The sequence below is a fragment of the Cohnella fermenti genome (genome assembly GCF_004801405.1).
Classification (GTDB): domain Bacteria; phylum Bacillota; class Bacilli; order Paenibacillales; family Paenibacillaceae; genus Cohnella; species Cohnella fermenti.
Genome location: NZ_SSOB01000018.1, coordinates 113,830 through 139,830, shown reverse-complemented (window position 1 = coordinate 139,830; position 26,001 = coordinate 113,830). Strand labels below are relative to the sequence as shown.

At 58.9% G+C, this 26,001-nt stretch carries 13 protein-coding genes; all 13 read left to right on the top strand.

Going from position 1 to position 26,001, the window contains the following annotated elements; genetic code table 11:
• Positions 1-33: 33 nt before the first annotated feature.
• The 13 genes from E6C55_RS15850 (at position 34) to E6C55_RS15790 (ending at position 25,939) form a co-directional block, all read left to right on the top strand.
• Positions 34-1,608 (top strand): extracellular solute-binding protein, encoded by a 1,575-nt coding sequence (locus E6C55_RS15850; protein ID WP_136370781.1) that lies wholly within the window; start codon positions 34-36, stop codon positions 1,606-1,608.
• 20 nt (positions 1,609-1,628) lie between these two features.
• Positions 1,629-2,786: a glycoside hydrolase family 88 protein gene (locus E6C55_RS15845; protein ID WP_136370780.1), complete on the top strand. Its 1,158-nt coding sequence runs from the start codon at positions 1,629-1,631 to the stop codon at positions 2,784-2,786.
• A gap of 262 nt (positions 2,787-3,048) precedes the next feature.
• Entirely contained in the window at positions 3,049-5,784 is a 2,736-nt protein-coding gene (locus E6C55_RS15840; RefSeq protein ID WP_230986706.1) for a metallophosphoesterase, read from the top strand.
• A gap of 25 nt (positions 5,785-5,809) precedes the next feature.
• Positions 5,810-7,426, top strand: coding sequence for an S-layer homology domain-containing protein (locus tag E6C55_RS15835; protein ID WP_168735670.1), 1,617 nt, complete (start codon positions 5,810-5,812; stop codon positions 7,424-7,426).
• A 28-nt stretch (positions 7,427-7,454) separates the two neighbouring features.
• Positions 7,455-13,304: a glycoside hydrolase domain-containing protein gene (locus tag E6C55_RS15830; RefSeq protein WP_136370777.1), complete on the top strand. Its 5,850-nt coding sequence runs from the start codon at positions 7,455-7,457 to the stop codon at positions 13,302-13,304.
• A 707-nt stretch (positions 13,305-14,011) separates the two neighbouring features.
• A complete protein-coding gene (locus tag E6C55_RS15825) occupies positions 14,012-16,624 on the top strand; it encodes a family 16 glycoside hydrolase (protein WP_456318728.1) in 2,613 nt (870 codons plus the stop codon).
• Positions 16,625-16,742: 118 nt separating this feature from the next.
• Complete coding sequence (locus E6C55_RS15820) at positions 16,743-18,497, top strand: sensor histidine kinase (RefSeq protein ID WP_136370804.1); 1,755 nt, start codon at positions 16,743-16,745, stop codon at positions 18,495-18,497.
• Positions 18,484-20,121: a response regulator gene (locus E6C55_RS15815; protein ID WP_136370775.1), complete on the top strand. Its 1,638-nt coding sequence runs from the start codon at positions 18,484-18,486 to the stop codon at positions 20,119-20,121. The genes E6C55_RS15820 and E6C55_RS15815 overlap by 14 nt, the downstream gene beginning before the upstream one ends.
• Positions 20,122-20,244: 123 nt before the next feature.
• Complete coding sequence (locus E6C55_RS15810; protein WP_136370774.1) at positions 20,245-21,657, top strand: ABC transporter substrate-binding protein; 1,413 nt, start codon at positions 20,245-20,247, stop codon at positions 21,655-21,657.
• 116 nt (positions 21,658-21,773) lie between these two features.
• Positions 21,774-22,673, top strand: a complete 900-nt coding sequence (locus E6C55_RS15805) for a carbohydrate ABC transporter permease (RefSeq protein ID WP_136370773.1) — start codon at positions 21,774-21,776, stop codon at positions 22,671-22,673.
• Between the two features lie 23 nt (positions 22,674-22,696).
• The gene (locus E6C55_RS15800) at positions 22,697-23,527 is read left to right on the top strand and encodes a carbohydrate ABC transporter permease (RefSeq protein WP_136370772.1); all 831 of its coding nucleotides are present in this window, start codon (positions 22,697-22,699) and stop codon (positions 23,525-23,527) included.
• 40 nt (positions 23,528-23,567) lie between these two features.
• A complete protein-coding gene (locus E6C55_RS15795) occupies positions 23,568-24,587 on the top strand; it encodes a glycoside hydrolase family 130 protein (protein WP_136370771.1) in 1,020 nt (339 codons plus the stop codon).
• Positions 24,584-25,939: an FAD-dependent oxidoreductase gene (locus E6C55_RS15790; RefSeq protein ID WP_136370770.1), complete on the top strand. Its 1,356-nt coding sequence runs from the start codon at positions 24,584-24,586 to the stop codon at positions 25,937-25,939. Before E6C55_RS15795 ends, E6C55_RS15790 begins: the two co-directional genes overlap by 4 nt.
• Positions 25,940-26,001: the final 62 nt, after the last annotated feature.

The following is a 26,001-nucleotide window of genomic DNA, read 5'->3' as shown; positions in this document are numbered from 1 at the left end:
CAAGCACAATCGAACAGGGGAGGATTTATAGCTATGCAATCGAAACAACGATATGCGGCATTGGGGATTTCCCTTGCCGTCATGGGGTCCATGCTCGCGGCATGCAGCTCGAACAACGACGCTTCTTCGGACAACGCTTCTCCGTCGGCGTCTGCCGCTTCCAGTGCGTCCGCCAGCCCTTCGCCGTCGGCGTCCGAGCAGAACCTGAAGCCGGTCACCCTTAAAATTTTCCTGCCCGGCGACGATCGTCCGGCGAAGCAGGAAGTGCTGGATGCGCTGTACGAGAAAACAAAGGATCGGCTGAATGCCAAGATCGAGCTGAACTTTGTTCCGTTCGGCGACTATCAACAGAAGCTGACGATGCTGGCTTCCTCCGGCGACGAGTATGACGCTGCGTTCACGGCCGACTGGTACGGATATTCGCAGATGGTCAACAAAGGGGCGTTCCTCGATCTAAGCGAGCTTGCTCCCCAATACGCACCGAACCTGTACAAGCTGTACGAGGATAACAACATGCTCTCGTCTGCCAGCGTCAACGGCAAGCTGATGGCATTGCCGTGGACGGAGATCAAGACGTCGAAGCCGGTATTCCAATACCGGAAGGATATCGCGGACAAGCTGGGCGTCGAGCCGGGCGATCTGTCGACGATTGAGGGCATCGACAGCTTCCTGGAGAAGATCAACAAGGCGAATCCCGGCGTGCAGGTGTACTATCAGAACATGGCGACGTCCGAGGGCACGCTGTCCGCGTTGCTTGAGCCGAAGTACGAGTATTTGAACATGGGCTTCCATTCGCTCTATATGGATCTCAACGATCCTGCGCACAAGGTCGTGCCGGTCGAACAGACGCCGATGTTCAAGGAAGCGGTTACACTTGCCAAGAAGTGGTATGACGAAGGCATCATCTCCAAGAACATTCTGAACGACAAGACGAATCAGCCCTATGAGAATTCGAACGCATTCTCTCAGAAGAATACGAACGGGGCCCTCTACGAGAAAACGAATTTTACGGACAAATCCGCTGTGAACGCCGCCGTCGAAGTGTATCCCGACAACAAGTTCGTTCGCGACTCCCAGATGAACAACGCGATGGCGATCAACAAGAACGCCGCCAACCCGGAGCGGATGCTTATGTTCATGGATCTGTTGACGACGGACCGCGAGGTCTACGACTTGTTCTTCTATGGCATTCAAGACAAGACCTACTCGCTGGATGCCAGCGGCAACATCGACTTCGCGCCGGGAGAGGACCCGTCGAAGCCGCTGTGGCAGAACTGGTTCAACTGGGGCTTCGAACGCGCCGACTTCGTACGCCCGACGGTCTCCCGCCCGGCGGAAGCGATCGAGTCCGAGTACGTATTCGCGACCCGTCCCAACATTCTCGTGTCCCCTATCGCCGGTCTTGTGCCGATTACCGACAACATTAAGACGGAGCTCGCCAATCGCGATCAGCTCGTATCGGAGGAGGGCAAGCTGCTGCTCGTCGGCATAGTAAAAGGCGACATCGATCAAGCGATCGACAGCTACATCGAGAAACAAAAGGCGGCAGGTCTTGATAAAGTACTGGCCGAAGTTCAAAAGCAAGTGGATGCGTTCATTAACAAGTAAGTGAAGGCAGGCGAGACATAATGCTTCTGCAGGGCAACGATCAACAATGGCTGGAGGGCGTCCTTGGCAAAATCCGAACGAAGCTGGCTTGGGTAAGCGAGAAGTCCAAGCACAAAATCCCGTATACGACCGTAAACGGCACGCACGACAACCGGATCGCGGACAACCCGACAGGAACGGATAGCGACGGCATCTATTGGTGGACGAACGGCTTCTGGGGCGGGATGATGTGGCTGATGTACCACGAGACAGGCGACGAGAAGTACAAAGAGATCGCCAACTTCTCCGAGGCTAAGCTTGACGAATGCTTGCGCGGCTTTTACGGACTGCATCATGACGTCGGGTTCATGTGGCTGCCGACAAGTGTGGCCAACTACAAAGTGACGGGGAATCCGGAATCCCGCAAGCGTGCCTTGCACGCGGCCAACCTGCTGGCAGGACGCTTCAATCTGGCCGGAGGCTTCATCCGCGCATGGAACGATCTGGCGGAAGGCGATACGCGGGGCTGGGCAATCATCGATTGCATGTTTAATATCCCGCTCCTGTACTGGGCATCGGAGGAGACCGGCGATCCGCGCTTCAAGCAGATTGCGATGAAGCATGCGGATACGGCCATGACGGCGTTCGTTCGTCCGGATGGCTCCGTCCATCATATTGTAGAGTTCGATCCGGAGAGCGGAGGTGTCGTGAGGACCTATGGCGGACAAGGATATGAAGAAGGCTCCTCGTGGACACGCGGACAAACCTGGGCGCTATACGGCTTCATGATGAGCTACATCCACACCTGCAGAAGCGAATATTTGCAGACGGCGCAGCGGATCGCGCACTATTTTATCGCCAATATTCCCGAGAGCGGCATCATCCCGATCGACTTCCGCCAGCCGAAGGAGCCCGCTTATGAAGACTCGACCGCGGCTGCCATCGCCGCCTGCGGCTTGATCGAGATCGCGAAGGCGGTCGGCGAGAGAGAGCGGGACCTGTATGTGCGCGCGGCGGTCAAGCTGCTCCGTACGCTTGATGAAGCCCGCAGCGACTGGGGCGAGGAGAACGACTGCATTCTGATCAACGGTTCGCCTGCTTATCACAACGACCGCCGCCATACCGCAATCATATACGGCGATTATTACTTCATGGAGGCCGTGTTTAAGCTCAAAGGGAACGACTTGTATTTGTGGTAGACGCCGTGGACAGGGATTCGAATCCGGTAAAATGACATAAGGGCTGTCTCGAAGTCGATGCGACTTCGAGACAGCCCTTTCTGTATGCGTAGCGACCCGACTGCAGAAGCGCCTGGAGTGTCTTAAATTGTGATACGGTTTACCCCAGTTTTACATAAGGAAAATATGCCCCGCATACTAGGAATCTATAATCGAGCGGGTCGCGGAATAAATAGACATTGCTGGCTTCAGTCGACTTGGACAGAGAATGGGAGGAATCGCAGTGAAAAAAGCAGTCAGTTCGCTAACCGTGTTATCCATGCTATTGACTCTCGTATTCACGATGGGAGTGACGGACAGCGCGGTTGCGGAGGAGGAGTCCGGCAGCGTCCTGTTCGCGCAGAACAGCGAATGGAGTTACCTGGACGACGGTTCGAATCAGGGGACGGCCTGGCGTTCGGTCGATTACGACGACAGCGCCTGGAAGCAGGATGCGGCGCCTCTGGGGTATGCAAGCAGCGGCAAGGGGCTGGACTTGAACACGTGGATTGGCTACGGCTCCAACTCCAGCAGTAAATATATCACGACTTATTTCCGCAAGGAGTTCGAGGTGACGGACACTTCGGAGATCAAACAACTGCTGGGCACGCTCATTCGCGACGACGGCGCGGTTATCTACTTGAACGGCGAGGAAGTTTACCGCGTGAACATGCCGAGCGGGACGATCGCCTACACGACGCTGGCTTCCGGCGCAGTCGGGGACGAGAGGCCGAGCGAGGAGTTCAGCATCTCCCCTTCCTTGCTCGTGACCGGAAGGAACGTCATCGCCGCCGAGGTTCACCAGAATGCGGGGACAAGCTCCGATCTGTTCTTCTCGCTGGAGCTGAAGGCTTCGGACACGTCGCCTTACGCGCCGATCGCGATTGCGATGTCGCTGTACGGCAGCGCCAAGACAGCCCGGTCCTTCGCCTGGTACACCAACTACGCGAATCCGCAGAACGCGCCCGAGAATGTGATGGACAGCATTGTCGAAGTCGTGCCGGCCGGCGAAGGCTTCGACTCGCCAGCCAAGCTGCGCTTCACGGGCGATCCGAAGGATACGCAGGCCTTGAGCTTGAAGGTGACCAGTTCAACCAACGGCTCCTTTATCAGTCATAAGGCGGTCGCCGACGGCCTGACCCCGGGAACCGATTACGAATACCGGGTAGGCAGCGACGGTCTGTGGAGCGAGACGGGAAGCTTCACGACGGAGGCGGAGGAAGAGAACTCCTTCGAATTCCTCTATATGACGGACTCGCAGGGCTCGAATACGGGAGATTACGAGGTGTGGGCCAACACGCTGGGGAACGGGCTGAACGACTTCCCGAACGCGAAGTTTCTCGTGATGACGGGGGATCAGGTGGACGCCGGTTCGTTGGAATCCCAGTGGCTGGATTACTTCGGCAAGCCGCAGCAGTTGCTGCTGAACCTTCCGATTATGGCCGCGGTCGGCAATCATGAAGGTCCTTATAACGATAACTATTACTATCACTTTAACTATCCGAACGATTCGATCGACGATCCGCTGCCGCCGGGGAGCGTGTATTCGTTCGATTACGGCGATGCCCATATTATGGTTCTCAACACGATGGACATCAATTGGGACAGCCGCCAGTCGGCCTCGTTCGATCAGCAGATCGATTGGTTGAAGAGAGAGGTAGCCGAGACCGACAAGAAGTGGAAAATCGTCGCTTATCACAAGGCGATCTATTCGCTCGGCAACCACACGGAAGACAGCGACATTCTGGCGCTGCGCGAGAAGCTGTATCCGATCTTCGACGAGCTGGGCATCGACGTCGTTCTGCAGGGGCATGACCATACGTTCGTGAGATCCTATCAGATGTACGGGAATCAACGCGTAACGGACATCGAGACCGACGCCGACGGCAATCCGCTCAATCCCGACGGCACGCTGTATATGATCAACAATTCGGCAGGGACCAAGTATTACAACCTGCAAACCAAGAATGCGGAGAAGTATGCGGCGGTCTACGAGCAGCCCTATCAACCGATCTACTCGGGTATCCGGATGACCGGGAACAGCTTCACGATCGACTCGTACAAGTCCGGCGAAGACCAGCCGTTCGACACGTACACAATTGTGCGCGACGACGAGAAGCCGAATCCGGTAAGCGAATTGAAGGCGGCGAGCACGAGCTCGGGGAAGACGCTGCTCTCCTGGACGAAGCCGGCCGACCGGAGCGATTCCGCCGATCCGATCCGCGGGTTCCGGATTTACGAGACGAGCGGCAAGCTCGGCGCGAACTGGAGCCAGTACATTCCCGTCGTCGAAGGGCAGACAAGCTATCAGCTTACGATGGAAGGGACGAATGCCGACGAGGTCTACGAATTCGCGGTCAAGTCCGTGGACAAGCGGGACAACTCGGAAGCCGAGCTCGTCAGCACGGAAGGCGCCAAGCCGCTCGCTCCGACGGCTCCGGTCGTCGATGACGGGCACAACACGTTCGGTTGGACGAATGCGCCGGGCTACTCCGAGGCGGGCGACTATGAATACAGCGTCGACAACGGCGCGACCTGGCAGCCGGTCACCGCGAACCCGCAGCCGCTCGGCGCATTCGATTATCCGGCGGGCACGGTTCTGGTTCGGGTCCAGGCGAACGAAGCGGCGGGAACGCCGGCCGGGGAGGCGCTCGCTTCCGATCGGAGCTTCACGGAGAATGACATTCGGGACACGTATGAGCTGACCGGCACGATCACCCGGGGAGATCAGATCCGGATCGATGTGACCGCGGAGCGTATCGCGGAATACGGCGGCGATGCGTATCTGGTGCTCGAGCTGATGAACGGCAACACGCCGGTCCTTCTCAACGCGGTGTCGTTGAAGCAAGACAAGCTGAGCCTGACGCAGTACTTCAATGTCAGCGGCGATTCCTATCGAATCAAAGCTTACGTCTTCGATACATTCGACGGGGAGCTTGACGTTCCCGTTCAGTTGGCCAGACCGATCGAACTTCAGTAACGGGGAGAAGAAAGGAAGGAATCCGGTGAAGAAAACCATCGCGTCACTGCTGGCGCTGCTATTCATCTTGTCGCCGCTCTCGGCCTATGCCGCGTCGTCGCTCACTCTTCAGCTTAGCGCGACGGAAGTTCAGCGAGGCGGGACCATCCTCTTGTCCGGAACCGCGTCAGGGAACGGCGATATCGTCGTCAAGATCGTGAATCCGAAGAAGGCCGTCTTCCATATCGATGTCTTGACCGTCTCGGAGGGCCTCTATTCGGCTCAGGTCGCGATTCCAAGCGACGAAGCGGCGGCTCCGTACGGCACTTATACGGTGGTCGCCGGCGACGGGACCGAATCTGCGACGAAGACCTTCGCGGTCGTTCAGAACGGCGGCAACCCTCCGGTCGATCCAACAGATCCGGTTGATCCGAGTAATCCGGTCATCACGACACCGGATTCGTCCGGCAAGGAGATCCCGAGCAACTCCGGAACGGCGAGCGGTTCGGTTGTCCAACCGGCGCTGTCCGAGGATGGGCGATACCTGGTCGGCAGCGATACGATCAGCAAGGCGATCGCGCAAGCGAACGCGGGCAGCGTCACGATCGAGCTTCCGGAGTCCGCGGTGCAAGCCGGGACCGTCTTGGAGCTTCCGGCCGAAGCGATCCAAGCGCTGAACGGCAACTCTCTCGATCTGGTTCTGACCTCGAACAACCGTACGATCCGATTGCCTGCGGGCGCCATCCCTGCGGCATCCGTCGAAGACGGAGCAACAATTCGGCTCGTGATTCAGGCGGTCTATTCGGACGAGGTGCAGGCATTGGTTAATCAATCTCTTGCCGCGGCCAAGGATTACAAGCCGACCGGAGTTGCGATTGCCGTCGAGATTGAATGGGTATCGGGCGACAAGACCGTCGGCGTTCATCAATTGGACAAGCCGGCTGTCGTCGCCATCAAGCTGACGAACGAACAGGCGAAGCTGATCTCCGCCAACCTGGCGGGCGTGTATTACATCGACGGCGGGGCGCCGCAATATGTGAGGGGCACGCTTGAAGGGGGAACGTTCACGTTCCGGACCGCTCACTTCTCGCTGTACTCCATTCTTGAGTATGCGAAGACATTCTCGGACTTGAAGGGGCATTGGTCGGAGAATTCCGTGCTGGGGTTGGCGGCGAAGCATATCGTCAGCGGAGTGGACGACTCCCGTTACGAGCCGAATCGCAGCATTACCCGCGCCGAATTCGCGGTTATGCTGATGCGGACGGTCGATTGGACGGAACAGGTCGACATTCCCGATGCTTCGAATCCGTTCAAGGACGTGGCCGCCGACCGTTACTATACGGAGCAGGTGGCGCAAGCGTCGGCGCTCGGAATTGTGTCGGGGTACGAAGGAGCCTTCCGCCCGAACGATCGGATCACGAGAGAGGAAGCGGTAGTTGCACTCCTTCGCGCGGCCAAGGTTATCGGACGCGACGTGACGAGTACGGCGGAGCTCGGGTTCGCCGATGCCGGGAAGATCTCCTCGTGGGCGCTGGAAGCGGTCAAGGCCGCCTCGTCCAGCGGACTGATCAAGGGAGACGGAACGCAATTCCATCCGGGCAACCCGCTTAGCCGCGCCGAGATTGCCGTTATGATCGAGCGATTGTTGCCGACGGGCTCTTAATAAACCTTCCCTTGGAGGAGCGAATCGAATGAGCAGAAGCTTGATAGCGCTGTGGATGGCGATCATCATCCTCTTCCTGACGGTGTCGCCGTCAGGCTGGATGAACGCGTCCGCAGCGGAGGATTCTCCGGCTGTGCTGACAGCGACATGGAACGTGGCGCTTAACGCCGCGGCCACCGCTTCCGGGCAATGCAACAGCAACGAGAGTGCGGCCAACGCCGTGGATGGCCGGACCGATACGAAGTGGTGCGACAATTCGACCAAGAGCAAGAAGTGGCTGAAGCTGGATCTCGGCCAGGTGTACAACATCAATGAATGGGTTGTGAAGAACGCCGCAATCGGCGAATCCTCCAACAGCCCGTTCTGGAACACGAAGGACTTCCGCCTGGAGAAGAGCGAAGACGGCGTGACCTGGGAGGACGTCGATATCGTCCGGAACAACGCGCAGACGATCGTGGACCGCCACGTTCCGACGTTCTCCGCCCGTTATGTGCGATTCTACGTCGATCAAGGCGCATACGACACCAAGACCGTTCGGCTGTACGAGTTCGAGCTGTACGGCGTCAATGCCGATCAGACGCCGGCCGTGCCGATCATCAATCTGGACCCGGTCGACTACGTCGATCCGTTCATTAATACGCTGGGCGATAACGGGCAGACGAACCCGGGGCCGTCCACTCCGTTCGGGCTTGTCTCGGTCGGACCGGACAGCGACGGGGGCGCGTTCAGCGGGTATTACTACCAAGACAAGTATCTGAAGGGCTTCTCGTACTTGCGGTTCAGCGGAGTCGGCTGCAGCGGCGCCGGCGGCAACATTCTGATGATGCCCGAGACTCGTTCCTTCACCAAGAACAGCAGCGAATACAAGCAGTTGTACGACAAGTCCAGCGAGCAGGCTTCCCCCGGCTACTATGCCGTCAAGCTGGGCTCCGGCATCGGAGTCGAGCTTACCGCTTCCGACAATGTCGGCTTCCAGCGGTACACGTTCCCGTCCTCGGGAGCGGGTTCCGTGCTGATCGACTTGTCCAATTCCTACGCCGGGATGCTCGATGCCAACCTGACGGTCACCGGCAGCAACGAGATTACGGGCATGGTGCAGTCGAAGAACGTGTGCGGCAACGGATACTACAAGATGTATTTTGCCATACAGTTCGATCATGACTTCGATTCTTACACATCCTGGTCGGGCGATTCGGTCGGGTCGGAAGCTTCCCGCAGCGGCGCGAACAGCGGCCTATGGGTGAACTTCAACGCGATCGACGGCGGCGTCGTTCAGGCGAAGGTCGGCCTGTCCCCGGTCAGCGTCGAGCAAGCCGAATACGAGCGCGATCACGATATCGAGGGCTGGGACTTCGACGCGCAGCGAGAGAAGACGCGAGGAGTCTGGAGCGAGCTGTTAAACAAGGTCGAGCTTACCGATTCCGACGAAGAGAACAAGACCGTGTTCTACACCCAGATGTATCATTCGTTCCTTCATCCGAAGAACGTCACGAGCTCCCTTGGCACCTTCCGGGCGGGCCGCGACGAGAACACCGTGCGCAATGCGTCCGAGCTCGGCGACGACTTCGAATATTACAACGGCTGGACGACCTGGGACGATTACCGCAAGTACTCCCTGTTCTCGCTGCTCGAGCCGAAGAAGTTCGAGAATATGGTGAAGTCGCTGGTCGACCTGTACAGCACCCGCGGCTCCTATACGCAATGGGGGGACGGCTACTGGCCGAGCCCGACGGTGCGGAACGAGTTCAACGGGGCGGTTATCCTCGATGCGTACGCGAAGGGCTTCACGGACTTCGATGCGTACAAGGCGCTTCAAGGCATGGCCGTCGACGCCGACAACTTCTCCGTCAGCGACGGCGAGATCTCCGGGAAGCTGGAGAAGGCCAACAGCGCCTCCTTCCCGATGAAGCTCGCGCAGATGCTCGGCGATCAGGCGACTTACGACAAGTATAAGAAGCTTGCCTTGTCCTACAAGGAGCTGTGGAATGCGGGCCAGGCCGACGAGGCCGGCGTCCAGCGCGGCTTCTTCACGCCGAACGGCTCGACCGTCGCCCAGAGCGACGTCACGGCCGTCGACAAGTACGCGTACCAGGGCAATCTGTGGACGTACCGCTGGTCCGTTCCGCAGGACGTGAACGGCCTCGCCGAGCTGATGGGCGGCAAGACCGAGATGGCCGAGGAGCTGCAGCACTTCTTCGCAATCGGCGAGTATGTCGCCATCAACGAACCGGATCTGCACGCGCCGTACCTGTTCAACTATCTGGGCTACCCGTACCTGACGCAATATTACGCGAGAGAGTACACGACAGAGGTCGTAACCCAGAACTACCATAATCATGGAAAATACAGCTATCCGATCAAATCCCGAGTTTACCGCGACGATCCGGAGGGTTATCTGCCTTCGATGGACGACGATGCCGGGGGCATGTCTTCCTGGTTCGTCTTCAGCGCGCTCGGACTGTTCCCGGGCTCGCCGGGCGACCCGTACTACCTGATCGGCTCGCCCATCTTCTCCGAGGTGAAGCTGCATCTGGACGGCGGCAAGACGTTCACGATCAAGGCCAACGGCGTGTCCAGCGACAATCGCTTCATTAAATCTGCGCAACTCAACGGCAACAACTTTAATCAAGCGTGGATCAACTACGCCGACATTATGGCCGGAGGAACGCTGGAGTTCGAGATGAGCTCCGAGCCGAATCCGGCGTGGGGAGCCGTCGCCAGCGCCGCGCCTCCGACGACCGACTACGATGTCTCGGTGGACGAATCGCTGACGCGTCAGACGCTGATTGCCGAACAGTCGACCTGGAAGTACTACGACAAGGGACAAGCCGCCGGAGACGGTTGGACATCCCTGAACTTCGACGACAGCGCATGGCCGTCCGGTGCGGCGATGCTCGGCTACGACAAGTTCGGCTATCCGGCCACGACGGTCGGCTACGGCTCGGATGCGAACAACAAGTATCCGACGACGTACTTCCGCAAGACGTTCGAGGCGGAGGACGCGGATCGCATTGTCCAATTGGATGCCAGCCTGATCCGGGATGACGGGGCTGTCGTCTATCTGAACGGGCATGAGGTCATCCGCACCAATATGCCTGCCGGAACGGTCGGGTACAGCACTTACGCGACCGCGACGGTGAATGACGAGCGCGACCGCAACGCCTATTCGATCGATCCGACTTACTTGGTTGAAGGAACAAACATTCTGACGGCGGAGGTTCACCAGGTCAACGCGACGAGCTCGGATATCGCCTTCGAGTTCAGCCTGGAAGCGGTGCGCCGGATGGAGCAACCGGCCGCTCCTACGGAGCCGGTCGTCGACGACGAAGCGAACACGTTCGGCTGGACCTATGTGCCGGGCATCGAGGAAGCTTCGGATTACGAGTTCAGCACGGATGGCGGAGCGACTTGGAAGAGTGCGGTCTCGAATCCTCAGTATGTTGGACCGATGGATTACGAGGTCGGGCAAGTGCAGGTTCGAGCGAAGGTCAACGCCGACCAGGGACGCGCCGCAGGCGAAGCTCTCGCCTCGGACAAGGCGTACACCTCCGATATTTTGTGGGACGTGTTCGACCTGACCGCCAATGTGACGCTGGACGGCAACATGGACGTCAGCGTCGCGGGCAGGCTGAAGGGCGACTACGTCGATTCGGCCGTTGCGGTCATCCAATTGATGGACCTCAACGATGACAGCGGCAAGGCGCTGATGACGAGCGCAATCCCTGTATCGACCGGGGACTTTGAGCTGAATCAGTTGTTCAACGCAAGCGACGAACAGTACCAGGTTAACGTGTACCTGGTCGACAAGTTCAACGGCAACATCTACGAGTCGAAGTGGCTTGCCGAGCCGTTCGTCTCGAAGGGCGAGAACCCTCCGACAACGGAGCCGGGAACCGATCCTACCGATCCTGCCGATCCGGAGTCTCCGGAAGAGGAATTGCCACCGTACCTGCCGATTCCGGAGAAGGAGCCGGAGGCGCCGCTCGATCCGATCGAGCAGGGCGAACCGGAGGAGCCAAGCGGCTTGACCTTGCAATTCGAAGCGAACGACGCATGGTCGACGGATGTCAACGGCTTCAACAACCGGACGATGCAGACCGAGAGCGGCAACGGCGGCACCGTCATCGCCAATACGTTCGACGGAGCATGGTTGGCCTTCAACGACGTCGAATTCGGAACCGATGGAGCGAATCGCTTGACCGTCCAATACGACGCGCCTTCGACGAAGGCCCCTGCGGACGCCAGACTGGAGGTTCGGATCGGTTCGGCGAACGGCGAACTGATCGGCACGATCGCCCTTCCGACAACCGGAAGCGGTTGGGGGACGTACGGCACGGCCACGGGCTGGCTCGATCGGACGCTTACCGGCACCCAGAACGTTTATATCGTTCTGAGAGGAACTACGGACAGCTCGCATCCGTACATCGGCAACTTCGATCAGTTGGCCTTCGACAAGCTGGATATTCGCAGCGATTATGCCGATCTGGAGCTGGAGACCTACAACGAATGGTCCTCCGCGGTGAACCCGGTGAACAACGGGGCGCTGAAGACGGAAGCGGGACAGAGCGGCCTGCAGGTGGCGAATACGTTCAACGGAGCATGGCTGGCCTATCAGAACATGGACTTCGGCAGCGAAGGCGTCAATCGGGTATCGCTCCTGTATGTCGGCAACAGCACGAATACGGCTGCGGACTCGGCCGTACAGATTCGTCTGGGCGGCATCGACGGCGAACTCGTCGGCACAATCGCGACACCGCCGACCGGCGGCAATTGGAGCAATTATGCGACGGTAACCGGCGAACTGACGCGCACGGTAACCGGAATACAAGACCTGTATCTCGTTCTCGTCGGCACGACGGACTCGACCTACAAGTACATCGGCAACTTCGACAAGATCAGCTTCTCGTTCGAGGCCACGGAACCGGAGGAGCCGGAAGAACCGGAGGAGCCGGAGAATCCGGGAACGGGCGTAATCACTCGCAGCGACTACGCGTCCTTGGAGCTGGAGAGCTATGACGAATGGACGACGGACCTGAATCCGGCGAACAGCACCGCTATCGGCACGGAGAACGGCCAGAGCGGGAAGCAGATCAAGAATACGTTCAGCGGCGCCTGGCTCGCCTACAAGAACATGGACTTCGGCAGCGAAGGCGTCAACCGGGTATCGATTCTGTACGTCGGCAACAGCACGAATACGGCCGCGGATTCGGCCGTCCAGGTTCGCCTGGGAAGTGTCGACGGCGAACTGGTCGGCACGATTGCGACACCGCCAACCGGCGGCAATTGGAACAATTACGCAACCGTGACCGGCGATCTGACTCGCACGGTGACAGGCGTGCAGGACCTGTATCTCGTCCTGGTCGGCACGACGAGCTCGACCTACAAGTATATCGGCAACTTCGACAAGGCGAGCTTCTCTTACCTGGCTCCGGAGCCCGACGCAACGGTAGAGTTCGAGAATCGCAGCTCCTGGTCGACGGCCGTCAACACGTTCAATAACAATCCGCTCAAGACAGAGAACAACAACGGCGGACAGACCGTGTCCAACACCTATAATGGAGCTTGGCTGGTCTTCGACAGCGTCGACTTCGGCGTTCAAGGCAAGAACAAGGTGTCGATCGTATACGACGCCCCGTCCCAGAAGGCTCCGGCCGACGTCGTCGCGGAGATCCGTCTGAACGACGAGAGCGGGGAGCTTCTCGGAACGGTTAATCTGCCGAATACGGGAAGCGGCTGGGGAACCTACCGTACGGCAGAGGCCAACCTTGCCCGGCTGGTTACCGGAACGCAGACGCTGTACATTGTCTTCAAGGGCTCCACGACCTCGAGCTTGATGTATGTCGGCAACCTTGATCGGATGATTTTCTCCAAAGTGTAAGCACATAAGCGGCAACTATCCAAGATCGCCTATCTTCTCGGCCCCTCCGGCCGGGTGGATGGCGATCTTCTTGAGTTGAACGGATGAATTTAACCTGGCAAGTTACAATCGCACACAACTGCGCACCGGAAGCTCTTGACCCTCGGCCAGATCGAGCGAATAAGCATGAAATTTCGACTATAATTCGCGATCTGCAGCCAGACCGGGCGAATAAGCATGAAATTTCGACTATAATTCGCGATCTGCAGCCAGATCGAGCGAATAAGCATGAAATTTCGACTATAATTCGCGATCTGCAGCCAGACCGAGCGAATAAGCATGAAATTTCGACTATAATTCGCGATCTGCACCCGGACCGAGCGAATGAGCATGAAGTGTTTCTGTGATAGCCGTGTCAGAAGAAGGGAGAACCGTCAATTTGTCCCCCTGAAGAGTGAGCCTGCCCCACTCCCTTCCGGCGGGGGAGGGATTATAATCCATGTTGACAGGAAAAATGTTAACGCTTACAAACAGTTCGGCCAAGTTGATCCCAGCTCCGACCCAGCTCTGACCCAGCTTTGCCTCAGCTTTGAACCAGCTTTGCTCAGCTTTGAACCAGCTTTCCCCCAGCTCTGACCCAGCTTCACTCCCAGTCTTGAACCCTTATGGAGGAGGTAATTATGCATACTCTGACAAGGAAAATCGTAAGTCCGTTCGTTGTGCTTGCCATGCTTGTCGTTATGTTCGCCGGATTGGGGCCCAGAGCGGCCGAAGCGGCACCGGCCACAATTCAGAATTACCCGATGCCGTCCATCTACACCGCATCCAGCGTCTACACATTGAAGGCGGACACCCAATCGATTCCCGTGATCAGCTACAAGGATGATTATGACTACGCCGAGTTTTCTTTTGCCGGCACTGTCAGCATCGAAGTTACCGCGAATGTTCCGATTACCTCGTATTCCATCAGCCCGGCGGCCAAGAACATCGAGGGAACGGTGAACGGGAACAAGCTGACCTTCACGCTTGCTTCTTCCACCTATGTGATCGTGAAAATCAACGACCTGAAGAAAAAGATTGTTATCGCAGCAGATCCCTTGGAGACGAATATTCCTCCTTCCTCGGGTGCCGGGATCTACAATGTGACTCAGGCGCCGTACAGCGCGGATAACACGGGGACAGCGATGGCATCGGGCGCGATCCAGCAGGCGATCGATGATGCCTATCAAGCCGGCGGCGGCACGGTGTTCGTTCCTGCCGGCGTGTACAAGAGCGGGAACCTGACCCTGAAGAGCAATGTGACCTTCTACGTGGCCGGAGGAGCCGTCATTGTCGGCACCGGCAAGGGGGAGGATTACACGAATGACTTCCGGAAGGACTCGCGCAATGCGGATGGGACGTACTTCATTCGCACGGCCACGGATTCCAGCAACATCACGATACGGGGACGGGGAACGATCGACGGCAAGGGCATCGAGATGCGGGAACGAATCATGCCGGCGCCGAACAAGAGCGAAGGGTTCCTGAACAACCTGCTGGTCCCGATCGCCACCTCGAACTTCACGTTTGACGGGTTGATTATGCGGGATGCCGGGTTCTGGTCGTTTATGGTCGTTCGGTCCGATCATGTGACCATAACCAATCTGAAGGGCTTCCAGGACTTATACAAGATCGAGGACGATGTTATCGATATTAACGAGAGTCAGGACGTGCTGGTTAAACATGCGATCGCGATCTCGGACGATGACACCTATTCGACGAAAACCTGGCTGCAGACGGGGATGTCCAAGGATTGGCCGGGGGCGCTGGAGCATCTGGAGAATGTCGTCTTCGACGACGCTTTGGCCTGGACAAGAGCCGCGGCGTTCAAGATTGGCATGGGAGTCGCTCAACCGCAGATTGGGGTGACCGTTCGGAACTCGTATATTTTCCAAAGTGACCGGGCTCTGCTGATTGATCATGGTTACCAATACAACACGCTTCCGGAGGAGGGCTATGCGCAAAATATTACGTTCGAGAACATCGATATCGAGCGGGTCGAGATCAATCAATTCGGGAATTATTGGCTTGGGGTGTCGACCAGCACCTCCGGCGATGTCAGCAATGTTGTGTTAAAAAATATCAATATTCGCCAGCTCGGAGGCAACAACTCCAGAATCTCCGGCAATGCGGCCAAGGGCGGAATGGTGAACGGCGTCGTGTTCTCGGATGTGTATGTCAAGGGCAAGCTTGCAACGAGTCTGAGCGACTTGAAGCTGACGGTTAACAGCAATGTGGACGGCGTCCGCTTCGCCAATTCCAAGCTGATGTTCAGCGACGACTTCGAAGACGGAGATACGGCGGGCTGGACGTCCGTTACGGGCAACTGGACCGTGCCGACTGTCGACACGAACCATGTGCTGTCCAGCGGCAGCCAGACAACGACCTCTCTGATGACCGCCAATGCCGGCGGCTCGTGGGCGGACTACGCATACCAAGCCAAAGTACGCATGCCGATTACCGATGCCAATGCCGGCATTGTGTTCCGAGTCCAGGATGCGAACAATTATTACATGTATCGAATCAACGGCTCGAACCAGAAGCTGGAGCTGTACAAGTCCGTGGGCGGGCAGCTGACGCTTGTTGCCAGCACTCCGTTCACCTCCTTGGAGAAGCAATCGTACACGGTCAAGGCGGTTGCCGAGGGGAACAAGATCAGCTGTTATGTGGATGGAGAGCTGAAGCTGGAATGGACCAACCCCGTGACGCAATTGACGACGGGAGGAGTCGGACTGCGCACCACCTCGGCAGGCGTCCATTATGACGATGTCAGGGTGACTCCGCTCATCCGGTTCAGCGACGACTTCGAGGACGGCAACACGGCAGGGTGGACCTCCGCTTCGGGCTCCTGGGGCGTAGCAACGACAGGCATGAAGGTTCTGACCCAGAGTCAGACGGCTGCTGCGCTTATTGCGGCGGGCAGCTCCTGGACGGATTATACGTATGAAGCGAGGGTGAAGCTGCCTATCGTGAATGCCAATGCGGGCATTGTGTTCCGGGTTCAGGACGCGAACAATTATTACATGTATCGTATCAACGCTGCGAATCAGAAGCTGGAGCTGTACAAGTCCGTGAGCGGACAATTGACGCTGGTGTCCAGCGCGTCCTTCGCGGCCCAGGCGAACCAGTGGTACACGATCAGGGCATCCGTTAAAGGCAACGCTATCAAAGGTTATGTGGACGACGTTCTAAAGACGGAATGGACCAATCCCGCAACCGAATTGACGGCGGGGAAGATCGGATTCAGGACCACTTCGGCGGGCGCAGCCTTCGATGACGCTCTCGTTCTGTCTTCTACCTGACTTCGGCCTGCGCGCATAAGAAGGAGCTGCCCCTTGGCCATGAATCGGCTGTTGGGGCAGCTTTGATTTTTATGCCATAATCACAGGGTAGGTATATTTAACGGAAGGCGTGAATAGCTTGGACTCCCTTCGCAGGCAATCGTTCCGCAACAAACTCAAGGTCGCGTTCCTGGCCGTTATCGTGCTCTCCGTGCTGATGACCGGCGGGCTGTCTTATTACATCTCGGCCGTCACCCTGGAGAAGAATGCACTGAAGCTTACGCAGGACACGGTAGCCCGTTCCGCGGAGATTGTCGACGAGAAGCTGAACAAGCTGATGCTCATTATGATGACGTTCATGATCAGCCAGCCCTTCCACGATATGCTGAAGGATGTCGTCTCCGGGGACGCCAGCCGGTATTACACGCATCTGAACGATCTGGACAATGTTTTCTCGCAGGCGCGGATTGCCGAGCCGCTGATCCACTCGATCTATGTGTATACGCCGATCGGCGAATTCTATCCTTCGTCGATGAACCGCAACCGGCTTACCGCATTCGAGGATACCTCGTTGTACGAGCGCGTTGAACGGGAGCGGAAGAACCTGTGGGTGGAGGGGCATGAGGATAGGCTGTTCTCCGGCAAGGAGCGAGTTCTCTCGCTTATTCTGGAGCCGATCTTCGACACGCCGGTCAGCGGCGTCTACATTGTCGTGAATATTCGCGAGGACGGCTTCCGCAAGCTGGTGCAGGGGGACGCCGGGGAGGAAGCGGCGAACTTCCTGCTGAACGCCGCAGGCGAGACGGTCTACCCTGCGAAGCAGTCGCTGGTCCGCCAGGCGGTGGACACGGGCAAGCTGCAGGGCATGATGAACGGCCCTAATGGCAGTCATTCGTTTGAGATGAACGGCAGAACCTACCTGCTCAACTACGCCCATCTGGGCATTGCGGATTGGACGATGACGACGATCCAGTCCCGGGCCGGCGTGCTGAAGGATCTGGTGGTCGTCAAGTGGCTGATCGTCGCGGTCGCTCTGGTCGCCTTCGCGGTCACTTCGCTTATCTCGGGCGCCTTCGCGCGCTACTTGCTGAAGCCGTTGCAAGGGCTGCTGAAGGTGATGAAGCGGGTCGAGAGCAACGATCTGACCGCCCGCTTCGAGAGCCGCAGCGGAGACGAGCTGGGGCAGGTGGGGTTGCGGTTTAACCGGATGCTGGAGCAGATTGTGGTGTTGATCGACGAGGTCACGGAAGCGCAGACGCATAAGCGGACCGCGGAGATCAAGGCGCTGTCGGCGCAGATGGACCCGCACTTCCTATACAATACGTTAAATACAATCTACTGGAAGCTGAAGCTGAAGCAGATCGAGCCGTCGCAGCAGATGGTCCTGTCGCTCTCCCGTCTGTTCCAGCTTGGGCTGAACAACGGCCGGGAGATTACGACGCTGGCGCAAGAGCTGGAGCATGTGCGCCAGTATCTGGAGCTGCAATCGAGCTGCTACGAAGGCCTGTTCTCATACGAGATCCGGGTGCGCGACCCGGCGCTGTCCGCGCTGTCGATTCCGCGCATTCTCCTGCAGCCGCTGGCGGAGAACAGCATTCTGCACGGCTTCCGCGATCTGAAGGACGGCGGCCGCATCGAGATCGAGGTTGCCGGAGACGGGGAACGCTGGACGATTGCGGTGCGCGATAACGGCTGCGGCATGGACGAGGATCAGGTGCGCACGCTCTTCCGGCTGGAATCGAAGAAGGGGTACGCGGTGTCCAATCTGCTTCGCAGGCTTCAGCTTTATTACGGGGATGACGCGGAACTCCAGGCGGACAGCGCGCCGGAGCGCGGAACCGAGATACGGATTTCTTTACCCAAGCAAGGGGGGCATTCGGATGAACAAGCTTGAGGCGATCCGTCTGTGCATTATCGACGATATTCGCAGCGTGGTGGACGGGCTGACCGCGATGAACTGGGAGGAGCAGGGAATTCGGGTCGCGGGCACGGCGAGCAACGGCGAAGAGGGTCTGCAGTTGATCGGCGAGCTGCGGCCGGATCTGGTCATTACGGATATCCGGATGCCGAGAATGGACGGGCTGAGCATGCTGCGTGCGATTCTGGAAGAGAACCATGGCTGCAAGGTCATTCTGATCAGCGGGTATGCCGACTTCGAATACGCGCAGAAGGCGGTGCAGCTTGGAGCGTTCGACTTTGTCGTGAAGCCCTTCTCGGAGGAGGAGATCATGGCTGCGGCGCTGCGGGCGAAGGCGGAGATTGTGGAAGAGAGGATCAAGCTGCTGAGCGTGCGGGAGATGGAGAATAAGCTGCGAGAGAGCATGCCGGCGCTGCGGCAGGAATACTTCGCGTTGCTCGTAAGCCACCGAACCTCATGGGAGGAGGCGGCCAAGCGATGGGAATTCCTGAATATCGAGCTTGAGCCGAGAGGCTTCGTCGTGATGCTGATGGAGATCGATCCGTTCCGGGAACCGACTGCCGAGCCGACCGCCGAACCGTCCGTCCGGGAGATGGAGCTGATCCGCTTCTCGCTGCTCAATATTATTCAGGAGACGCTTGCCGACTACGCTCGCAGCGTTGTTTTCCGTACCGGGCACGATCAGTATATGGCCGTCTTGAACGATCCGGGGTCGACCCGTCCGATCGATATTGCCGAGCGGTGCTGCCGGAATATTGAACGCTATACCAAATTCACGGTATCGATCGGGGGCGGCGGCCGAGTGGAAGAGATCAGCGAGCTGCCGGATTCTTACCGCCAGGCGCAGCGGGCGCTCTCCCATCATCTGTTCACCGAAGGCAACGCGGCGATTATGGTTGACGACATTCGCCAGAGCGGCAGCCAGGAGCCGCTTGCGTTGGAGCACAAGGACGAGCTGCTGCTGGCCCTTCGCTCCGGCAACGTCGGCCGGACGGAGGCGATTCTGGCCGCGATCTCGGAAGCGCTGCAGCCGCTCGTCTCCCGGCAGAATCCGGATTATCTGCTCAGCTTGTACGACGAGCTGGCCGCATCGGCGATCCGCTCCTTCTACGAGATGGTCCCGTATTCGGACATCCAGCCGCTCATTCGGAGGTTCCGGGCGGCGCAAGGGACGGCGGGGCTGCCGCTCGCTTCCCTGCAGCGTCAACTGCTCGAGCTGTGCACGGAGGGAGCTGCGCTGGTACGCCGCAACAGCTTGTCCGAGGGGCAGAAGGTGATTTACAGAGCAATCGACTATATCAAGGGGCGCTTGTCCGAGGATATTACTGTCGGCGAATGCGCCGCCCATGTGCATCTGAGCGCCAGCTACTTCGCCAGCCTGTTTAAGCAGGTGACGGGGATGACGGTTACGCAGCATGTGACCTCGGAACGCATCCAGCGAGCGAAGCTGCTGCTGGTGGAGGGGGCGCAGGTGCAGGAGGTGGCGTCGGCCGTAGGGTACGAGGAGCGCAGATACTTCAGCGAGATGTTCAAGAAGATAACCGGCCAGACGCCGTCGGAGTTCCGGGCGGGCTACCATGCGGACCGGCCGGAGGCGTGAGCGGCGCAACACCGTTGATTACCGACCCTGAAGAGTGAACTTGCCGCACTCCTTTTCCAAGCCCGAGGGCCTATGATAAACATGAGCTCACCAATACAAATGTTAATTGAAGGGGTAGAACGCATGCGGAGAAAATGGGCAGGGATCGGTCTAAGCCTCGCAGTGGCCATCGGACTTGCAGGCTGCGGCGGCAACGACAACAACAGCGGCAGCAGCAACAGCGGCGCGACGAACGGGCAGTCTGCAGAGAACACGACAACTCCCCCGGCAGAGTCGAACAAACCGCCCGTGCAGTTGAAGTACTGGACGGACGACCGCCACGATCAGGAATACATCAAGGACATGATCAACAAGTTCAACGAGACGAACGAAGACAACATTCAGGTGGAATTGACGGTCATGTCCGAGAATTACACGCAGAGCGTCGATATCGCCTTCTCCAGCAAGCAGGCGCCGGACGTGCTTCGCTTGAAGAGCGGCAACACGGCAGGGTTCGTCAAGAAGGGGTATCTGGAGCCGATCGACGGGTTCCTTACCGACGACATCAAGGCGGAGTTCGGCAAGCTGATCCTCGACGATGTGAACCGGTTTGACGGCAAGGTATACAGCTTGGCCAACACCGGCAATACGCTGCGCCTGGTCTACAACAAGGACATCTTCGCCAAGGCGGGCATCGCGAACCCTCCGGCATCGCTGCAGGAGATGGTCGACGACGCCAAGAAGATCACCGAGGTCGGCAAGGCCGACGGAATCTACGGCTTCGCTCTGAACTTCAAAAGCCCGAAGTCGGCATTCGACCGTTCCATCCGGGAGATTCTCTCCTTGAGCGGATACCAGGGCCTCGGCTTCGATCTGAAGACCGGACAATTCGACTTCGCGCCGTACTCGCAGGTCATCGAATACTTCAAGACGATGTATGAGGACGGCAGCATTCTGCCCGGCGCGGAATCGTTGGACATCGACCCGCTGCGCGCGCAATTCGCCGCAGGCAAGATCGGGATGTACCTCTCCTTCTCGACGGAGCCGGGCGTCTACCAGGATCAATTCCCGACGGACATCGACTGGGCCGGCGCCCTGGCGCCGACGCTGGACGGTCAGATCAAGGGCACTTCCGAGATCGTGTCCGCCGGAACGTGGCTCGGCATCAGCGCGCAATCGGCCAATAAGGAAGCGGCCTGGACGTTCATGAAGTACATGTACGGCGACGAGATTCTGAAGACCTACCATGAGAAGGGCTTCGGGCTTGCCGTTGTGCCGAGCATTGTGGAGCAGGCCGGCAATCCGGAGATCAACGGAATGGAAGGCTTCCTGGTCGGGGAACACGACTCCCTCTGGCCCGTCTCGCCGAGCGTTACGCCGGAAGGAGCCAACTATGGCGACGCCTTCTTCAAGTACATGCTTGCCGGCGGCGATCTCGCGGCGATTACGCAGGACTTGAACGCCAGGTACAACGCCGCACTGTCCCAAGCGGTGGAGAAGGGCGAGGTTGCGGTAACGCCGAACCCGGCCTTCGACCCCGCGAATCCTCAGGGATAGCAGCAGGATGGCAACAAGAATAGCAACAGGGACTGCAACGGGCATAAACAGGGCTGCCGCGCGCTTCTTAGGGCGGCAGCCCTTTGTCTTGCCCGCGTGCGAAGGAGGAACGGATCATGAGATTGCGATGGAAGCGGCTGGGGGAGAACACGCTGTTCCTGTCCCCGAGCATCGTATTGACGGCGGCCTTGGGCGTCTACCCGTTGATCTGGATGCTGCGCTACATGTTCTACGATTATGCCGGCTACGGCAGCCCGCTGTTCGTTGGCCTCGATAACTTCCGGCGGCTGCTGCGCGACACGCTGTTCTGGGAGTCGGTCGGCAATACGTTTATCTACGCCGGGGGCAAGCTGCTGCTGACGCTGCCGTTGTCGCTGCTGCTGGCGGTGCTTCTGAACGGCAAGCTGCGGGGCGGCAATCTGCTTCGCGGGATTTATTTTATGCCGACTATTATTAGCACCGCTGTCATCTCCGTCGTGTTCTATACGATCTTCAATTCCTACAACGGCATGGTTAACGCCGCCTTGATGAAGCTGCACCTCGTCTCGCAGCCGATCGACTGGCTCGGACCGAAGCATGCGATGCTGACCGTCGTTCTCGTGGCGGTATGGGGCGCGGTCGGCAACTATATGCTGCTGTTCCTGGCCGGCTTGCAGAGCATTCCGAACGATCTGTACGAGAGTGCGGCGATCGACGGCGCGAACGCGGGGAGGCGGTTCTGGAACATTACGCTTCCGATGCTGGCTCCGGTGGCCCAACTGGTCGTCATGCTCGCGATTATCGCCTCCCTGAAGGGCTACGAGAGCATTATGCTCATCACGGAGGGCGGACCGATCGGCAAGACCGAGGTCATGTATCTCTATCTGTACAAGCTGCTGTTCCCCGTGTCCACGGGCTCGCCTGTAGAGCAGCAGCTTGGCTACGGCAGCGCCGTGGGCTTCGCGACCGCGGTTATTGTCGGAACGATTACCGGCTTGTACTTCTTGTTGAGCCGCAGAATGAACAAGCTGGATTAACGGCGTTGAAGGAGGTTCTGCCAATGAAGGCAATCGCGAGCCGCACGGTCATGTGGCTGTTTCTGTTGATAACGGCGCTGCTGACTTTATTCCCTCTGCTCATGACACTGTCCGGTTCGCTCAAGACCGGCGCCGAGATGATGACCGGCGGCAGCCTGCTTCCGGCCAGGGCGCAGTTCGCGAATTACGCCGAAGCCTGGAAGCAGGCCAACTTCGCCCGCTATACGTGGAACAGCGCGTTCGTCAGCATCATGGTGACGGCGGGAACCTTGCTGGTCGCGGCCATGGCGGCTTATGTCGTGGACCGGCGCCAATTCCTCGGCAAGTCGCTGTATGTGACGACTCAGGCCTCGATGATGTTTATCTCCGTCGGCGCCATCGTATTGCGCCCGCAATTCGATCTGATGGTCGTGCTGAACCTGAATACGACGCTGTGGGGTGTGATCCTGATTCTGATCAGCGCCCATTCGAGCACATTCTTTATGCTGATCGGCTTCTTCAAGGCGATTCCCCGCGAGCTTGACGAGGCGGCCATGGTGGACGGCTCCGGGTTCGTTCGAACGTTCTTCCGGATCATTCTGCCGCTCCTGACGCCGGGGCTGGGCGTGGCCGGGCTGTTCGCCTTCCGCCATGCCTGGAACGAATACATTCTGCCGCTCGTGTTCACGATGACGAATCCGAAGCTGCAGACGCTTGCCGTCGGGCTGGCGAATCTCCGTTACGGCTCCTCCGCGGCCATGCAGATCCACTTGATGATGGCGGGCGCCTGCCTGTCCATTGTGCCGATGCTGCTCGTTTATATTGCGGCGAACAAGACGTTTATTCAGATGACGGCGGGTTCGATTAAAGGGTAATTCGATTGATAAGCTTTGGTGGAAAAGGAGCATTGAGAAGATGAGCGACTTTACAGCAGGTCCGTTGTTCTCCAGTCCGGTCGTTGCCCGGCATTCCGCGAATCCGATTCTGTCTCCGGGCGATGTGCCTTACGGCCCGGCCATGGTGTTCAATGCCGGGGTAACCAAGTTCAACGGCAAATACGTGATGGTCTTCCGCAATGACTACGGCGATGAACACAAAGGGATCGTTGCCCCTCATCATACGACCAACCTCGGTCTGGCCTTCAGCGACGACGGCATCCGGTGGGAGGTGCAGCCGGAGCCGATCTGGTCCTGGCAGGACGAGGAGGTCATCCGCGTGTACGACCCGAGACTTACGGTCATCGGCGGGCGGTGCTGCATGTGCTTCGCGGTGGACACCAAGCATGGGCTGCGCGGCGGCATCGCCGTTACCGAGGACTTCCGCTCGTTCGAGGTGCTGAGCCTGTCGCTGCCGGACAACCGCAACATGGTGTTGTTCCCGGAGCGGATCGGGGGCAAGTACGTCCGGCTGGAGCGCCCGATGCCCGTGTACAGCCGGGGCGGCAGGGATCGCTTCGACATGTGGATAAGCGACTCGCCCGACCTGAGCTACTGGGGCAATTCCCGGCTGCTGCTGGCGGTCGAGGATGTCGCCTATGCCAATGACAAGGTCGGCCCGGGCGCTCCGCCCGTCCGAACGGACAAGGGCTGGCTGACGCTGTTCCATGCCGTGGACATCGACCGGAGCCGAGGCAAGAACGGCTGGGAAGACAGTTGGAAGAAGCGGTATACGTCCGGCATCATGCTGCTGGATCTGGCCGATCCGAGCCGGATCGTCGGCAAGGCGGAGGCGCCGCTGCTTGCGCCGGAAGCTTCTTATGAGACGAGCGGCGGCTTCCGCAACGATGTTATTTTCCCGGGGGGCATGATTCTCGAACCATCCGGCGAGGTCAAGATCTATTACGGCGCCGCCGATACGGTAGAATGCCTGGCTACCGCACATGTCGACGACTTGGTGCGCTTGTGCCTGGAAGGCTCGGCAGGGAGGGTATTATGAGCGAATATACAACGTTGCCGGCCGCCAGCGTCCCGGTCTCCCGCGAGGTGGACGTTCTCGTCATCGGCGGCGGGGCGTCCGGAATCGCCGCGGCCATCGCCGCCGCGCAAGGGGGAGCGAGCACCATGCTGGTGGAGCAGCGGGGGTTCCTTGGCGGCATGGGCACGGTTGCGCTCGTCCCGGCCTTCTGCCCCTTCACGGATAAGCGGAAGCCGATTATCCGCGGGCTCGGCCTGGCGCTGATGGAGCGGATGAAGCTGGCGTGCAATCCGGGGTACCGCGAGGAATACCAAGACATGCTGGACTGGGTGCCGATCGATCCCGAGGTGCTGAAGCGGGTGTATGACGATGCCATATTGGAAAATGGTGTTGTGCCGCTCTACCATACTTTCGTGTACGATGTGCTTCTATCTGCGGATCGCAAGACGGTGGAAGGCGTCGTGGTCGTCAACAAGACGGGACGTTCCGTCATCCGCTGCCGGTACATCATCGACTGCTCGGGAGACGGGGACATTGCCGCGCTGGCCGGAGTTCCGTTCCAGAAGGGCGGCGAAGCGGGCGAGCTTCAGCCCGGCAGCATGTGTTATCTGCTTGCGAATGTGGACCGTCCGCGGTTCAGGAAGTTCCTTGAGGAGAGCGGGGATACGGGCCAACTGCACCGGACCGTGGAGCGGGCGATCGCCGACGGCGCGCTGCCGGAGGGACGCAAGTCGATCTCCGGCCTTGCCTGGGTCAGCGACTGCCTCGTGGGCGTCAACTTCGGCCATGTGTTCGGCGTCGACGGCACCCTTGCCGAGGACTTGACGCGAGGGGCAATCGAAGGACGCCGCACGGCGGAACGCCAGTTGCAGTTCTTCCGCCGCTATGTGCCGGGCTTCGAGCACGCCCACATGGCGGCAAGCGGGGAGCAGCTCGGCATCCGGGAGACCCGGCGCATCGAAGGCGACTACATTCTGACGGTGGACGACTTCCTCGCCGCGCGTTCCTTCACGGACGACATCGCCCGCAACGCCTACTACATCGACATTCATCTCGCCAATAGCCAAGGCGCGATGACGTTCAACCACTTGCCGCCGGGGGTGTCGCACGGCGTGCCGTACCGGATTCTGCTGCCGGTCGGCATCGACAACCTGTGGGTCGCCGGACGCTGCGTATCCTCGGATCGCGCGGTCCAGGGCTCGCTTCGGGTGATGCCGAACTGCTTCTCCATGGGGCAGGCCTCGGGAACGGCTGCCGCCTTGGCACTGCGGGACGGCGTCGGCTCGCGCGGCATCTCCGTCGGCGAGCTTCAGCAGCGGCTGGTCGAGCAGGATGTATGGCTCGGAGAAGACTTCGCGCCGAATTTGATGTGATAAATCAGAGCGACCGACCATTCGCACAGTCCGATAGCAGGCTCTCCGCACGGTTTTATGTG

What these genes read in the sequence shown, in the direction of transcription:
- E6C55_RS15815 (WP_136370775.1), top strand. Translation starts at nt 18,484, where the DNA reads ATGAACAAGCTTGAGGCGATCCGTCTGTGCATTATCGACGATATTCGC.
- E6C55_RS15850 (WP_136370781.1), top strand. Translation starts at nt 34, where the DNA reads ATGCAATCGAAACAACGATATGCGGCATTGGGGATTTCCCTTGCCGTC.
- E6C55_RS15795 (WP_136370771.1), top strand. Translation starts at nt 23,568, where the DNA reads ATGAGCGACTTTACAGCAGGTCCGTTGTTCTCCAGTCCGGTCGTTGCC.
- E6C55_RS15825 (WP_456318728.1), top strand. Translation starts at nt 14,012, where the DNA reads ATGCTTGTCGTTATGTTCGCCGGATTGGGGCCCAGAGCGGCCGAAGCG.
- E6C55_RS15805 (WP_136370773.1), top strand. Translation starts at nt 21,774, where the DNA reads ATGAGATTGCGATGGAAGCGGCTGGGGGAGAACACGCTGTTCCTGTCC.
- E6C55_RS15800 (WP_136370772.1), top strand. Translation starts at nt 22,697, where the DNA reads ATGAAGGCAATCGCGAGCCGCACGGTCATGTGGCTGTTTCTGTTGATA.
- E6C55_RS15830 (WP_136370777.1), top strand. Translation starts at nt 7,455, where the DNA reads ATGAGCAGAAGCTTGATAGCGCTGTGGATGGCGATCATCATCCTCTTC.
- E6C55_RS15845 (WP_136370780.1), top strand. Translation starts at nt 1,629, where the DNA reads ATGCTTCTGCAGGGCAACGATCAACAATGGCTGGAGGGCGTCCTTGGC.
- E6C55_RS15790 (WP_136370770.1), top strand. Translation starts at nt 24,584, where the DNA reads ATGAGCGAATATACAACGTTGCCGGCCGCCAGCGTCCCGGTCTCCCGC.
- E6C55_RS15810 (WP_136370774.1), top strand. Translation starts at nt 20,245, where the DNA reads ATGCGGAGAAAATGGGCAGGGATCGGTCTAAGCCTCGCAGTGGCCATC.